This is a genomic window from Streptomyces sp. NBC_00271 (genome assembly GCF_036178845.1).
Lineage (GTDB): Bacteria > Actinomycetota > Actinomycetes > Streptomycetales > Streptomycetaceae > Streptomyces.
The window spans coordinates 39,292-52,294 of the sequence record NZ_CP108070.1; the positions used below are offsets into that span (position 1 = coordinate 39,292).

Annotated in this window: 14 protein-coding genes and 3 pseudogenes; 9 read left to right on the forward strand and 8 right to left on the reverse strand. The window is 67.8% G+C overall.

The features are described from left to right. Positions 1 to 470 precede the first annotated feature (470 nt). The 7 genes from OG798_RS00180 (at position 471) to tatC (ending at position 5,173) form a co-directional block, all read left to right on the forward strand. Complete coding sequence (locus tag OG798_RS00180; protein ID WP_267059727.1) at positions 471 to 974, forward strand: allene oxide cyclase barrel-like domain-containing protein; 504 nt, start codon at positions 471 to 473, stop codon at positions 972 to 974. A 79-nt stretch (positions 975 to 1,053) separates the two neighbouring features. Then, positions 1,054 to 1,215: a hypothetical protein gene (locus tag OG798_RS00185; protein WP_267059728.1), complete on the forward strand. Its 162-nt coding sequence runs from the start codon at positions 1,054 to 1,056 to the stop codon at positions 1,213 to 1,215. A 33-nt stretch (positions 1,216 to 1,248) separates the two neighbouring features. Further along, complete coding sequence (locus OG798_RS00190) at positions 1,249 to 1,722, forward strand: VOC family protein (protein WP_267059729.1); 474 nt, start codon at positions 1,249 to 1,251, stop codon at positions 1,720 to 1,722. A gap of 194 nt (positions 1,723 to 1,916) precedes the next feature. Next, the gene (locus OG798_RS00195; RefSeq protein ID WP_267059730.1) at positions 1,917 to 3,038 is read left to right on the forward strand and encodes an alpha/beta fold hydrolase; all 1,122 of its coding nucleotides are present in this window, start codon (positions 1,917 to 1,919) and stop codon (positions 3,036 to 3,038) included. Between the two features lie 365 nt (positions 3,039 to 3,403). Then, complete coding sequence (locus tag OG798_RS00200; RefSeq protein WP_328755788.1) at positions 3,404 to 3,835, forward strand: Sec-independent protein translocase subunit TatB; 432 nt, start codon at positions 3,404 to 3,406, stop codon at positions 3,833 to 3,835. 149 nt (positions 3,836 to 3,984) lie between these two features. Next, positions 3,985 to 4,245, forward strand: coding sequence for a Sec-independent protein translocase subunit TatA (tatA, locus tag OG798_RS00205; protein ID WP_267059732.1), 261 nt, complete (start codon positions 3,985 to 3,987; stop codon positions 4,243 to 4,245). 94 nt (positions 4,246 to 4,339) lie between these two features. Next, on the forward strand, positions 4,340 to 5,173 hold the full coding sequence (gene tatC, locus OG798_RS00210) for a twin-arginine translocase subunit TatC (protein WP_328755789.1): 834 nt from the start codon (positions 4,340 to 4,342) through the stop codon (positions 5,171 to 5,173). A 394-nt stretch (positions 5,174 to 5,567) separates the two neighbouring features. Here the strand turns inward: tatC and OG798_RS00215 are convergent. Continuing rightward, positions 5,568 to 5,875: pseudogene (locus tag OG798_RS00215) on the reverse strand (carboxymuconolactone decarboxylase family protein). 143 nt (positions 5,876 to 6,018) lie between these two features. Next, the gene (locus OG798_RS00220) at positions 6,019 to 6,471 is read right to left on the reverse strand and encodes a MarR family winged helix-turn-helix transcriptional regulator (RefSeq protein ID WP_075033844.1); all 453 of its coding nucleotides are present in this window, start codon (positions 6,469 to 6,471) and stop codon (positions 6,019 to 6,021) included. A gap of 1,037 nt (positions 6,472 to 7,508) precedes the next feature. Here OG798_RS00220 and OG798_RS00225 point away from each other — a divergent pair. Continuing rightward, a complete protein-coding gene (locus OG798_RS00225; protein ID WP_267059734.1) occupies positions 7,509 to 7,922 on the forward strand; it encodes a hypothetical protein in 414 nt (137 codons plus the stop codon). Positions 7,923 to 7,981: 59 nt separating this feature from the next. On the opposite strand, the pseudogene OG798_RS00230 reads toward OG798_RS00225, so the two are convergent. Both OG798_RS00230 and OG798_RS00235 read right to left on the reverse strand, forming a co-directional pair. Continuing rightward, a pseudogene (locus OG798_RS00230) lies at positions 7,982 to 9,203 on the reverse strand (IS3 family transposase). Positions 9,204 to 9,297: 94 nt separating this feature from the next. Continuing rightward, positions 9,298 to 10,017 carry an IS6 family transposase gene (locus tag OG798_RS00235; RefSeq protein WP_266637504.1) on the reverse strand — a complete coding sequence of 240 codons (720 nt, stop codon included), beginning with the start codon at positions 10,015 to 10,017 and terminating at the stop codon, positions 9,298 to 9,300. Between the two features lie 60 nt (positions 10,018 to 10,077). Between OG798_RS00235 and OG798_RS00240 the strand changes: the two are divergent. Then, positions 10,078 to 10,806 (forward strand): annotated as a pseudogene (locus OG798_RS00240) (integrase core domain-containing protein); the annotation flags it as partial. Here OG798_RS00240 and OG798_RS00245 read toward each other — a convergent pair. The 4 genes from OG798_RS00245 to OG798_RS00260 all read right to left on the reverse strand — a co-directional run bounded on the left by OG798_RS00245 (position 10,782) and on the right by OG798_RS00260 (position 12,592). Beyond that, complete coding sequence (locus OG798_RS00245) at positions 10,782 to 11,039, reverse strand: transposase (protein ID WP_443053685.1); 258 nt, start codon at positions 11,037 to 11,039, stop codon at positions 10,782 to 10,784. The pseudogene OG798_RS00240 and the gene OG798_RS00245 overlap by 25 nt on opposite strands. A gap of 122 nt (positions 11,040 to 11,161) precedes the next feature. Next, the gene (locus tag OG798_RS00250; protein ID WP_267059773.1) at positions 11,162 to 11,836 is read right to left on the reverse strand and encodes a pentapeptide repeat-containing protein; all 675 of its coding nucleotides are present in this window, start codon (positions 11,834 to 11,836) and stop codon (positions 11,162 to 11,164) included. Positions 11,837 to 11,858: 22 nt separating this feature from the next. After that, entirely contained in the window at positions 11,859 to 12,164 is a 306-nt protein-coding gene (locus OG798_RS00255; protein ID WP_267059775.1) for a hypothetical protein, read from the reverse strand. Next, positions 12,161 to 12,592, reverse strand: coding sequence for a DUF6313 family protein (locus tag OG798_RS00260; protein ID WP_267059777.1), 432 nt, complete (start codon positions 12,590 to 12,592; stop codon positions 12,161 to 12,163). Before OG798_RS00260 ends, OG798_RS00255 begins: the two co-directional genes overlap by 4 nt. Positions 12,593 to 13,003: the final 411 nt, after the last annotated feature.

Below are 13,003 nucleotides of genomic sequence, written 5' to 3' on the forward strand. Positions count from 1 at the left end.
TCCGGCGTCCGCAGCGATGAGGACGTCCGGGTCGCGGATGGATCACCGTCCGACCGAAATCAGCCGGGGGGCGACTCGACCATCCGGCGATGGACCGGGGGTCACGGTAGGTGTCGCCCAAGACCCGCCCCTTGCCATTTCGATAATAGGCGCATATGCTCCTATTGCCGGTAAGTCACGTCGCGACGACATGGCCCCGACGCGGGTGGACCTCGTCGACGCATGCAACAACCTGACACTGCGCAAGGTCCGCACCAGCAAGAGCATGGCTCGGCATCCAGGGCGGTCATCACCTGATTATCCGTCACCCCTATGGCAGGTGACGTAGGTTGTGTGAGTGTCGAAATGCCACCCCAACAGAGGTTGTTCACAAGTCGATCGGAGCAGGCGTCGGCCCCCGTGCATCCGGGCCGAGGTTCTGCCGCCACCGAATCGACACCACAGAACGGAGCGGCAAGTTGCCGACTACATTGAAGATCAACAAGCTGCGTTACCTGAGTGCAGCCGCCGGCATCGCCACTGTCGTCGCCGGTGGCGTCGCCATCGCCCCGCTGGCGTCGGCCGGCACGTCAACTTCTGCCAGTGCGCACGTCGTTGACCAGCGCGCGAAAACTTTCGAGCTGGTCGGCAAACAGACCTCGCTCGAAGACCTCGATCTGGGCCGGGCAGGAATCAGCCCGGGTGACCAGCGCGTCATCCACGAAGACCTCTACCGCGACGGCGAGAAGGTCGGCGATCACAGCGTCGTCTGTACCTACACCCACGTCGATCCGGCCGCGCTCCAGTGCCTGGGCACCTTCTCTCTGCCTGAGGGACAGTTCGCCGCGCAGGCGCTGCTCCACCTGCCCGCCCCGTCCTACGTCGACGTCGGCATCACCGGCGGATCAGGCGACTACCGCAACGCCCGAGGCTTTGTTCGCACCGTTCCTGCCGGTGACACCGAGAGGCACTTCACCGTCCACCTGAAGCGCTGACGGTTGGCTGTCGTACGCCCTCGCCGCCACAGCCCGCCCATCTGACACCTGTGCAGGTCGGGTCGTCGCGCTCGACCTGGTGGCCGGCGCCGAGATGCACCTCAAGAGCGGCGGCATCGAGCAGGCGTGCGCCACCTGGGACGCGATCGTCCGCCCTCCGGATCGCAATCCCCGAGCCGGTGGGCAGCTCGTACTGCTCCGCCGCCCCCGGCCCCCATCGACCGGTGACTCGCAGGTGTGAGATTCACCGACATCAAGAGAGAAAGACCCCTACATGTACATGAAGCTCGAAGTCACCGTGCTGGCTGTTTCCGATGTCGATCGGGCCAAGGCCTTCTACGAGCAGGTGGGATTCCGTCTGGACATCGACATGGCCGCCAGCGAGAACTGGCGCGCGGTGCACTTCACGCCGCCCGGTTCCGAGTGCTCGATCATGTTCGGCACGGGGATCACCTCCGCCGCGCCCGGCTCGGCCCAGGGCCTGTACCTCGCCGTCTCCGACATCGAGGAGGCCCGCGCGGAACTCGTCGGTCGCGGCATCGAGGTGGGCGAAGTCTTCCACGACGCCGCAGGACTGCTCTACCACGGCCATGAGGCCGGAGAGGTCACCCACCGGGTCGAGGGACAGGGGCGGCTTGCCGGCCTGCACCCCGGCCGCGCTTCCTACGGCTCCTTCGCCACCTTCAGCGACCCGGACGGCAACGGCTGGGTGCTCCAGGAGATCACGCAGCGGTTCCCCGGCCGCTGACATCTCATCAGCCACCCGGGAATGACGGGCGACGACCAGCCTGCAGGACGGCCGGCCCCGATCAGCCCCTGAACACAGCCCCGGCGCACCATCAGTCGGATTCCGAAGCCGACACAAATACGAGCATATGCTCCTTAGTCTCGAGGTCCTGGCTTCGCCCTGACGCTCGAGCAACGTTCGAAGGGAAAATTTTCATGACCATGTCTCCCATGGAGCCGCCCACGCAGGAAGGCCCCGGATCAAAGCCGGTGTCACACCGTGCCCGGCGCGGGCTGTCCCGACGCGGCTTCGTCGGCGGCGCGGCTGCTTCTGCTGCTGCCGCAGCCGGTATCTCGCTGGTAGGCGGATTGACCACCGTCGCCGCTGCCTCCCCCGCCGTGCGCAGGCCGAGGGGTTTGGGTTCGGTCTCCACGGCTCCGGGGCTTCCGGCCGGGTTCACCAAGACGTTCACCAGCCGGTTCATCCAGGCCGGCGGACTGCGCCAGCACGCGGTCATCGGAGGCGACGGGCCGCCGCTGCTGCTGGTACACGGCTGGCCGCAGAACTGGTACGCCTGGCGCATGGTGATGCCGGAGCTCGCCCGGCACTACACGGTCATCGCCGTCGACCAGCGCGGCATCGGTCTGACCGAGAAGCCCAAGAGCGGGTACGACACCGCTACCCTCGCCAACGACCTGGTCGCCCTTATGAACGCCCTCGGTCACCAACGGTTCGCCGTGGCCGGCCATGACACCGGCCTGATCGTCAGCTACGCGCTGGCGGCGGACCATCCACAGCGTGTCGCCCGCGTGGCCCTCCTGGAGGTTCCCGGACCCCCGACGCTGAAGGCCTCGCCGCCCCTGTTCATCGATGAGGACCACAACAACAGGCTCTGGCACATCCCCTTCAACCGGGTCAACCACAAGCTGACCGAGAAGCTGGTCAGCGGCCGGGAGGAGATCTTCTTCGGCTACGAGTTCGACATCCAGGGCGGGCAGAAGCTGCCCAACTACGCGCGCGAGTACTACTTCCGTCTCCTCTCCGACCCCGAGACCCTGCGCGGCAGCTTCGGTCTCTACCGCGCATGGGACACCACCACCGCGCAGAACGCGACGCGCGCCGAGAACAAGCTGACGATGCCCGTCCTGGCGATCGGCGGATCGGAAAGCTGGGGTGACCTGGTCGGAAAGGCGATGATTCCCCTCGCGAACGACGTACAAGGTGTGGTCATCCCCGGTGCCGGCCACTGGGTCGCTGAGCAGGCCCCCAGGCAGCTGCTGTCGGAACTGACGCGCTTCCTGGCCCCGTACCGCCGCGCCGCCGGCCCGTCCCGCTAGCGGACGGCCAGACGTCCGGGCATGCCCCGGGCGTGACGGCACGCGCTCGACCAGGCGGCAGTGTCGCCGCTTTCGAGCAGCCGGAGCTCCTCACCGAAGAGCCCGGTATGTTCGCCCGGCTCCTGCGCTAATCCCACCGCAGGGGCCCTCGACCGAGGTCGTCCTGCCCGCCGGGTGTCCCGGCGGGCAGGACCGGAGCGAACGCTCTTGCGCAGTTGTACCCGGGGTGGTCAGCCCCCGGGGAGCCGCACGCCGTCGTGCGGCTGGCCTGCGTTCGGCAGGCGCCCCTTCGGACGACTGGCACGCCACGCTTCGCCCCCTTCCAGGAGCGGCGGAGCCTTCACCATCCCCGACGGGAGGCATGGATGTTTTCCGACATCGGCCCACTCGAAGTTGTGACGCTGATCGTGCTGGCCGTCATTCTTGTCGGGCCCGACAAGCTCCCCAAGATGGTGTCCGACACCATGCGGACCCTGCGCAAGCTCCGCGAGTTCTCGCAGAGCGCTCAGGCGAGCATTCGAGACGAACTCCCCACCGAGCTCAAGGACCTGAATCTCGAGGACCTCAACCCGAAGACCTTCGTGGCCAAGAACCTCTTGGGTGACCAGAGCCTGGGCCTGGGCGACCTGACCGCCGACCTCGGCCTAGGGGACGAACCGCTTGACAGCGCCGGAACCAACACCTCAAAGGGCCTCGGCAAGACCACCGCACCCGACCCGCTTCCCGCGGCCACCGGCCACGGGCCTCGGGAAGCCACCGGCACGGGGCGCTACAGCCTCGACAAGAACGGCCCGTAACCGGGAAGGACCACGGCCGCCTCGCCGTCGGCCCGCCCCGTCAATGCACTGACCGGCACGCAGGGCCTGGCTGCCGCATCCGTCCGCAGCCAGGCCACCGCGCAGGAGCACCGCCCCTGCGCTTTCAGACCCTCGGAAAGGAAACGCCCATGTTCGGCAGGCTCGGAGCACCCGAGATCATCCTCATCCTCCTCGTCGTCGTGCTCCTGTTCGGCGCCAAGCGGCTCCCCGAAATGGCCCGCTCCTTCGGGCAGTCGCTGCGGATCCTCAAGAGCGAGACCAAGGCCATGCAGAAGGACGACGCGGACGAACCCCCGACCGTTCACGCCACCGCAGCCCACCAGCTCGCGGCCGAGAGCCGGCACACGGCCCCGGAGGCGACCGAGGCAGACACCTCCCCCCGGCGCTGAAACACCGAAGCCACCGACCAGCACCCGGCCGGTGCCGCACTTGAAGGGACCGGGACCGCCCATGCCGACCCAACCAGCACATGACGCCGCGCCTATGCCCCTGCGGGAGCACCTGCGCGAGCTGCGCAACCGCCTACTCAAGGCCGTCGGAGCGATCCTGCTCATCACCGTCGTTGCGGCCCTGTTCTACAAGCAGCTGATCGGATTCCTCATCGATCCCCTGCCCGGCTGCGCTCCGGGCCAACCGGCCGGCACGGACGACGCGGGCCGCTGCGGCGTGATCTCCCTCAACGGCCTTCTGTCACCCTTCACCCTCGCGCTGAAGGTGTCCATCACCGCGGGGGTCGTCGCCGCGAGCCCGCTGTGGCTGTATCAGCTGTGGGCCTTCGTCGCACCAGGACTGCACCGCAACGAGAAGAAATACACCCTGACCTTCCTCGGGGCCGGCATCCCCCTGTTCCTGACCGGTGCCGCCGTGGCGTACTGGACCCTGCCCACCACGGCACGGGTACTTATCTCCTTCACCCCGGACAACGCCACCAACCTCCTGCCCGTCGACGACTTCCTCAACCTCGCCACCCGCATGGTCCTCGTCTTCGGACTCTCCTTCGAACTCCCCGTCCTTCTCGTGCTGCTGAACCTCGGCGGCGTGATCAGCGCACGCCGGATGGCCGACTGGTGGCGCGGCATGTTCATGGCCATCGCCGCCTTCGCGGCGCTCGCCACCCCCAGCACCGACCCGCTCAGCATGCTGCTGCTCGCCACCCCCATCAGCCTGCTGTACCTGGCGGCGTGCGCCATCTCCTGGCACAACGATCGCCGCCGGCAGCGCACCGGCACCACCCGGCCAGGCGGAAGCCCGGACACCGAGGCATCCCCCATCGACCTCACCCCGGCCCCCCTCGACATCTCCGTCAGCCGACCCTGACAAGCCCCTTCTCAAGGAGCGGCCCGCCGCCGGTGGTCAAGGCAGTTGCTTGCGACGAGCCCGGGAGGCCCGCAGATTGACGGCGTTGCCGCAGTTGCGTACGTCGTGCCAGATCCCGCTTTACTGCGCGAGCGGTCGTAGAACGCCACGGCGCACTTGTTCGTAGTGACACGCCGGTTCCGGGGCGCCGGGTACCGAGGGCGTGACCGCGAGACCTGCGGAACGGCGGACCTTGCCCTCGGCGTTCAGATCGACTCCGTCATCGAGTGTGGATGGGGTTGGGGAAGAAGGAAGCGAAGGCCGCGCTGCAGGGCGTGATGCCGTGGCTGCCGCCGACTGGGAAGCTAACGGTGGAGGCGTCGTCGAAGCTGGACCGGCCGCTGGATGATGACGTTCATGCAGTGCGGTTGTAAGCGCTGATCAGGGCGATGAGGGACACCAACCCGGCCAACTGGTCCTCGTCGTAGCGGTTGGCCGCGTTCGCCCAGGCCTCGTCGGTGACGCCACCGGACGATGCGCGTGCCCTGTTCCGCCAGTTCCAAGGGCGCCCGCTCGGCCTCGGTGAACACCGTGCCCTCAGCCGTTGATCTGGCCGGCCCGGATCTTCATCAGTTCCTGCGTCGCGGCCGACAGAGTCGACTCCGTGATGACCTTGCCTGTCAGGCTGCGCAGCGAGTCCCTGCCGTCGACGCCCGATCTCACACACCCTCGACGACTCCCCCCATGCGCTCGCTCCTTGGAAGCAGCCGCGTCAAGGGGTCCGTCACGCCCGGCGTGTTCACGGGCACTTCGGTGACGTCAGGGCGGCCGACGCCAGCCCTCAGTAGCGCCAGAAGCGTCGTGTCCTACTCGGCCCAGGGCTCGAATCCGGTGTGAAGGACGGCGTCGAGGTACGCGCGCAGATGGGCTGCCTCGTCGGCGCCGAAGTTCTCCTCGAACTGGGCCTGCACGGCATTCCACAGTGGTAGCGCCGCCTTCAGTCGGGTGAGGCCGTCCGGCGTGATGGCGGCGATCCGTGCGCGGCGGTCGGCTGCCGATGACTCGACGGTTACCAGACCCTCGCGGGCAAGCGGCTTGAGGTTTGAGGCCATCGTCGTGCGGTCCATGGCGATCACGTCGGCAAGGCTGGTGATCGTCATTTCTCCGTGCCCACTCAGCTTCTGCAGGATGCTGAGCTGCGTCGCACGAAGACCGACGGGGGCCAGGGCCTTGTCGTAGGTCGCACCGAGGTACCGGGCCGCCTTGCGCAGGGCCAGGTTGTTGCACGAGTCGGCGGGATCCGTCGGCGCAGTGGTCATTGTCTCCTCCAGAGCTTCACCCACCCATGATACGAGCAGGTGCTCTCAAATGCGACAGTCACCCTGCCGCCAACGGTCGGCGACGGGCCGGCGGGTCCACCCCGAACCACTCGCTCTTGCCATCAAGGCAAATATGAGCATATGCTCATAGCTGTGGCGCGATGCCCCCTCCTGACCCCTCCAGCGAGCCTCGCACCCCTCCACCCGAAAGCCTTGCAGAAACCCCCATCGGATCTGCTCCCGTGCGTGGGCCGACACTCTCCGCAGCGGCCGAACTCTTCCCGAGGCTCCACCTCACCGCCCGCCGCCCGCCCGGTTTGGCGAGCTGCCGAAGCGAATCCTCCCCGAGGAGATGATCGAAGAACGGGCGACCACGATGCCGAACCCGGCGCCGAATACACACAACGCCGACAAGTGGCTCGTTCGGTACTGCCCGTAAGCCACATCAGCCCAAACAATGGAGGATTCCCATGCACGTACCCAAGCCCCTCATGGCAGTCTCGCTGGCGGTGCTCTCGATAGCTGTCACCCTGGGCTGCTTCGCCCAGGTCTTCTGACCGCCGGACAAGGCCTGGAGGCCGCCGGCACCGGCACCGGTGCCTCCCGCTCCTCAGGGTCTGCGGGCTCAATGAACGCCGCCCCGGCCCCTTCGCAGGCGTGGACCACCATCCGGCGAAGGCCGACGTCAAGGAGCTCGTCCAGGCCAAGCCGCCCAGGCCAGCGAGGAACCTTGCGGACGGCGCCCGACGGGGCCGATCCGGGGAGCGGCGTCACACCGGAGTGGGCGCGTGGGCGCACATCAAGCGGTGCCTGGCCAACCTGGCCGCCCGCGCCCTCGGCGACCTGGAGACTCTGCTCCCATGTACTCACAGCTTGCGGCCGTGACGAGGCCAGCCTGCCCCTGGTGGCGCCACGTCGGCCGGACGGCAGGCTTGCTACCAGGAAAATAAGAGCATATGCTCGTATCTACTGCTGGAATCACTGGTAGCCGGTCCATGCGTAAGCGGCCAGGGCCGGATCTCGGAAGTAGGCATGACATGACGAACGCGGAAGACAGCGATAACGGCCGCCAGGGACTCAGCTACTACCCATGGTGGCTGGACAACCTGGCCGACGACGTCACCCTGGAAGGCGCCGCCATGAACGGCACCGCCCGTGGCGCGGAGGCGGTCCGCGCCATCGTGGTCAAGGCCCGCGAACTGTACGAGTTCCAGGACTTCAGCTTCACCGGAGACTTCGGCGACAACGGCTTCCTCGAGATCTACGATGCATCAGTCCTCGGCGAGCCCATGAAGGTTGTCGTCACGGTCACCCGCAACGCCGTCGGACAGGCCCAGGAACTCGCGGTGCTCCACCGGCCGCGCAACACGCTGCTGCTCTTCTCCCGCGAGATGAACAAGAAGTTCGCCAGCACCCCCCTCGCCGAGCACTTCCTCGCCGACGAGTCCTGAGACGACGATTCCGGGGGCAGGCCTTACTGAGGCGCCCCCCGGAGTGTGGACACAGGGGATCATGCCGCGAGTGTGAGTCTACGTTCTGTTTGGTGCTGCTGTTCGAACTCGACGGGTGAGAGGTAGCCGAGCGAGCTGTGGCGCCTTCGCCCGTTGTAGTACGTCAGCCACTGGAAGAGTTCCAGCCTGGCCTGGCTGATCGTCGTGAAGAGCCTCTGGTGCATCGTCTCTCTCTTCAGCCCCTGCCAGAAGCTCTCGGCGAGGGCGTTGTCGTAACTCGACCCGACGCGGCCCATGCTCCTGCGGATCCCGAAACGGTCGCAGACCTGGGCGAACGCGCCCGAGGTGTACTGGGAGCCCCTGTCGGCGTGGAAGATCACCCCGGCCACGCTGCCGCCCCGGGTCGCCACCGCCATCTTCAGTGCGTCGATGACGAGTTCGGTCCGCATGTAGGTGGCCATCGACCAGCCGAGCACCCGGCGTGAACAGATGTCCAGGACACAGGCGAGATACAGCCACGTGCCACCGACCTGCACGTATGTGATGTCGCCGCACCACTTTTCGTCGAGCTGCCCGGCATGGAACACGCGGTTCACCAGGTCCGGGGCCGGCGGCGCGAGCCGGTCCGGGGCCGTGGTGCGTTTGCGCCGCCGCAGATGGCGGCCCTCGACCCCGTTGACGCGCATCAGCCGTTCGACGCGCTTGCGGTTGACGGTGTGGCCGAAGCCGCGCAGTTCGGCGTGGATGCGGCGGACTCCGTACGTGCCCTTGTGATCGGCGTGGATCTCGCGGATCTCCTCGACCAGGGCGTCGTCGGCCGCCCGGCGGGCCTGCCGGGCCTCCGCCCCCGCAAGCCACCGGTAGTAGCCCGAGCGCGAGACCTCAAGAACCCGGCATATCCGCTGCACGCCGAAGTCGGCGCGGTTGGGGCGGAGATGAAGTCCCAGCGGCCGGTCATGCCCTCATCTCCTTGGCGAAATACTGGGCCGCCCGGCGCAGGATCTCCCGCTCGAGTTCCCACTCCTTCTCGGCCTTGCGCAACCGGCCGAGTTCGGCCCGGAGCCTCGCCAGTTCCTCGTCCCGATCCTCTGCCGCCTCGTCACCACGGACCTGCCCACGGCCGGCGACCTCGTCGGCCTGCCGGACCCAACTGCGCAGCGTCTCGCCGCTCACCCCGACGTCCGCGGCGACCGCGGCATACGTCCGCTTCCCGCCCCCCGCGCGGTACAACGCCACCGCGTCGTTCCTGAACTCCACGGGATATGGAGACTTCCGTCCCACCAGACACCCTTCCTCGGGGCACTGTCACGTTGTCGGGTGTGTGGAGATCTGGCGGCGTGTCAGGGTGTGGTGTTGCTGGGTTCCGGGCCTTTGGTCAGACCGTGGTGGGTCGGCCGACAGCGTCGGTGATCTGGTCCCAGATGGCGAAGCGGATGGTCATCTCGGCTCGGTGGTCGGGGGCGGTCATCAGGTGGCGGTGAGGTCGGAAGTGGGGTGAGATGCCGCTGAACGCGGACAGGAACCGCTGTGCTCCACCGATGCTGCGGAAGCCCTTCATCGCGCGTTCGCGCTGCCGGGTGGGCTGGTGGGAGTTCTCGGCCCGGTTGTTCAGTCCCTTGTGTGAGCGGTGCTCGACGGAGGGCATGACCTCGCGGTGGGCGGCGCCGTAGGAGCGGAGCTTGTCGGTGACGACCACCCGCGGCACCGTGCCGGTCTTCTTCATCAGGCGGCGGAAGAAGCGCCTGGCGGCGGCCTTGTCCCGCCGGTTCTGCACGAGGATGTCGAGCACGTTGCCGTCCTGGTCGACGGCCCGCCACAGGTACTTGTGCTCCCCGTTGATCTTGATGAAGACCTCGTCCAGGTGCCACTTGTCGCCGGGCCGTGGCCGACGGCGGCGCAGTCCGTTCGCGTAGGCCTGGCCGAACTTGGCGCACCAGCGGCGGATGGTCTCGTAGGAGACGATCACGCCGCGCTGGAGCAGCAGCTCCTCGACCTCGCGGAAGCTGAGCGGGAATCGGTGGTACAGCCACACGCAGTGGGATATGACCTCGACCGGGTAACGGTGCCCCCTATACGACGGCGACGCGCTCTCCACGGACGATCCCCCTCCACCACGACCAACCAGAAGATCATCCCACCCAGTCAGTCAACGTGACAGCGCCCCTCATGGGGGTATCGCCGGATCCACGGTGAACTCGCGACCCTCGGCATCAAGGTCGCCGCATCCACCGTCTGGGAGATCCTCCGCGAGCACGGCATCCCGCCCGCGCCGGAACGACACAGCACGACGTGGGCCGACTTCCTTCGCAGCCAGGCCGACGCACTGCTCGCGTGCGACTTCTTCGAGACCCGCACCCTGACCGGGGCACGCCTGTACGTCTTTGCCGTCATCGAGCACTCCACCCGGCGCATCCGGGTCCTGGGCGTAACCGCGCACCCCACCGCGCAGTGGGTCGTGCAGGTCGGACGCAATCTCCTCATGGATCTCGAGGACGCGGGCAGCAGATCCAGGTTCTTGATCCGCGACCGCGACTCCAAGTTCACGCAGGCCTTCGACGCCGTGCTCGCCGACGCCGGACTCAGGATCGTCAGAAGCGGCATACGGATGCCGCGGATGAACTCCATCATGGAGCGCTGGATTCAGACCTGCCGACGCGAACTCCTGGACCGAACGCTGATCTGGAACCAGAGCCACCTTCTACACGCGCTCCGCGAGTTCGAGACCTTTTACAACGAGCATCGACCGCACAGAACGTTGGAGCACGCCGCTCCGCTCCGCCCGATACCCGAGCCGATCAGCGCGCCAGGACACATCAGCCACCTGGAGGTCCACCGCCGAGACCGCCTCGGCGGAGCCCTTCACGAGTACCGACATGTTGCTTGACCAGGCCGGATAATTAATCGGCACCCGCAGTGCAGCGTGGCCCACGGACCGTACCGCTCGGGCACATCCCTCCAGGCGGTGCCGGTCCGGAACTTCCACACGATCCCGTTGAGCACGGTGCGGTCGTCCAACCGCTTCCGCCCCCGCAAGGGCTCGGGCAGCAGCGGCCGGACGAACTCCCACTCGGCGTCCGACAGTTCATGGCGACGTATCACCCCACCATGATCCACCACTCAAGATCTTTTGAAGACACGACCTAGGGGACAACTGACCAGCGGGAGACCGAGGCTGGGGAAGGCGGACAGCCCCAGCCAAGCGACCGCGGGGAGCAAGAAGGCCGCGGGCGCCGGGCTTGTCAGACCCGGACGGTGCTCCTGTCTGGGCTCTGCCCGCCGCGCACCCTGTAGACGCCTGGACTCACCTCGTCGGACCGCTCGATAACAACCGATACCAAGTCGGCAGGCCACCTTGTGCGCGAATCCCAAGTTGCTCCTACCGGCAGGTGCATGTTCACAACACCTGTGAGCCGCGCACCCTTCAGGTCCGCGTCGGTCAGGTCCGCGCCGTTCAGGTCCGCGCCGTTCAGGTCCGCGCCGTTCAGGATCGCGCGGTACAGGATCGCGCGGTTCAGCTGCGCGTCGGTCAGGTGCGCGCCGTTCAGGTGCGCGGTGGTCAGCCTCGCGCCGTTCAGGTCCGTGCCGCGCAGGTCCGCGCCGTTCAGGTGCGCGCCGTTCAGGTCCGCGCCGCGCAGGTCCGCGTTGGCCAGGTCCGTGCCGCGCAGGTCCGCGCCGTTCAGGTCCGCGTTGGCCAGGCCCGCGCCGCGCAGGTCCGCGCCGCGCAGGTTCAGCTCGTCCAGCGGCGGCTTGGTGCGACTGAGCTGAAAGGCTTGCAGGAAGGGCGTTTCCTCTGCGTTCTCAGCGATGGCCTCCGCGGTTGCCGTGATGGCGGTGGCGGGGGCGTCGGGGCAGGCGAGGTAGAGCAGTCCGCGTAGGCGGGCTGCGTGCTCGGCGCGTTGAGCGTCCGTCACCACGTCTCCAGGGTAGGCCAGGGAGTCACAGCGCATCCCGTTGCTGCTTGACGCAGATGGGGCAGCGATAGCGCGGAACTGTGTTCAGCGTGAGCAGGAGTTGGACGGCTTCGTCTTCGGCCAGGTGGACGGTGTCCGTGCTGCGGGTCTGTGCAAGTGCCGCCGTTCCCATGATCACCTCGATCAAGCGGGTGAAGTGCTTCTCTGCCCATTTCCAGTCCGGTTCGGCGTCCGGCCTGGCGCCGTCGAAGGGGTGGCGGGCGCCGAAGGCCAGGACCGCGGCCTTGACGTCCTCGCCGTCCCGTTTGTGCACCTCGTGCAGGGTGATCACGAGCCGCTCCCGGATGGCGGGGGCGGGCCGGGGGGGTCGGCCAGGCGGCGCAGTTCGTCGAGGACGTCACTCAGCTCGCGCGCGTGGTGGGCCTGGATCTGCTCGGTGATGACGTAGCCGGCGGCAGCTCCGATGATGGCAGGGATTGCGGCCCAGCCGATCAGGGACAGCGGCCACGCGCACCACTGGGGGCGGACGGTCGCGGGCGAGGTGATGCCGGTCAGCACGTCGTAGGCGTTTGCCCAGCCGATCAGGAACCCGTTGAGCACGTACAGGGCACCGCACATCGTCAGCACGACGGCGCCCCGGCTGAGCAGCCAGTAGCCGAACCGGGGCAGGGCATGCCGGTCGGCCCAGCGTGCTCGCAGCCGCTGCCGTCGGCCCGGTGGCGGGGGCCCGCCGGGCGGGGGCGCAGGTGCGGAGGACACATCGCCCACGGTAGGGGCTAGATCGCCTCTCTGGCAGGTGAAGGGCGGTCTCCGCGGCAGGAATTGAAGTGTATTGCCCGGCGCATAGCGGCACGGCCGGGCCCGGCAGAGTGAGTCCGCGCGCTACAGCTGCGGTGCCGTGCCGAACTTGGCGCCGGCGTCGGTGAGCTTGGGCCCGTCCGTCTGCTGGAAGTCGGCGCCTGCCCGCGCTCACGCAGCGCCTCCAGCACCGACAGTGCCCTCTCCCAGTTCCTCATCTCGCTCCCCCAGCGTGTGCCCATGTACGCGTGCACCGAACGTAGACGCCGACACCGGTCCGGACAGCGCCAAGTCGGGGAAGGCCAGCCCACCGGGTGACACCGGCCGCCACAGACGTGCCGGGCGGGACGCCACCCGGTAAGACACTGCGGT

Bases quoted from the DNA above. Each gene is read 5' to 3' on its own strand.
- OG798_RS00190 (WP_267059729.1), top strand. From the start codon at position 1,249: ATGTACATGAAGCTCGAAGTCACCGTGCTGGCTGTTTCCGATGTCGAT.
- OG798_RS00195 (WP_267059730.1), top strand. From the start codon at position 1,917: ATGACCATGTCTCCCATGGAGCCGCCCACGCAGGAAGGCCCCGGATCA.
- OG798_RS00200 (WP_328755788.1), top strand. From the start codon at position 3,404: ATGTTTTCCGACATCGGCCCACTCGAAGTTGTGACGCTGATCGTGCTG.
- tatA (WP_267059732.1), top strand. From the start codon at position 3,985: ATGTTCGGCAGGCTCGGAGCACCCGAGATCATCCTCATCCTCCTCGTC.
- tatC (WP_328755789.1), top strand. From the start codon at position 4,340: ATGCCCCTGCGGGAGCACCTGCGCGAGCTGCGCAACCGCCTACTCAAG.
- OG798_RS00220 (WP_075033844.1), bottom strand. From the start codon at position 6,471: ATGACCACTGCGCCGACGGATCCCGCCGACTCGTGCAACAACCTGGCC.
- OG798_RS00225 (WP_267059734.1), top strand. From the start codon at position 7,509: ATGACGAACGCGGAAGACAGCGATAACGGCCGCCAGGGACTCAGCTAC.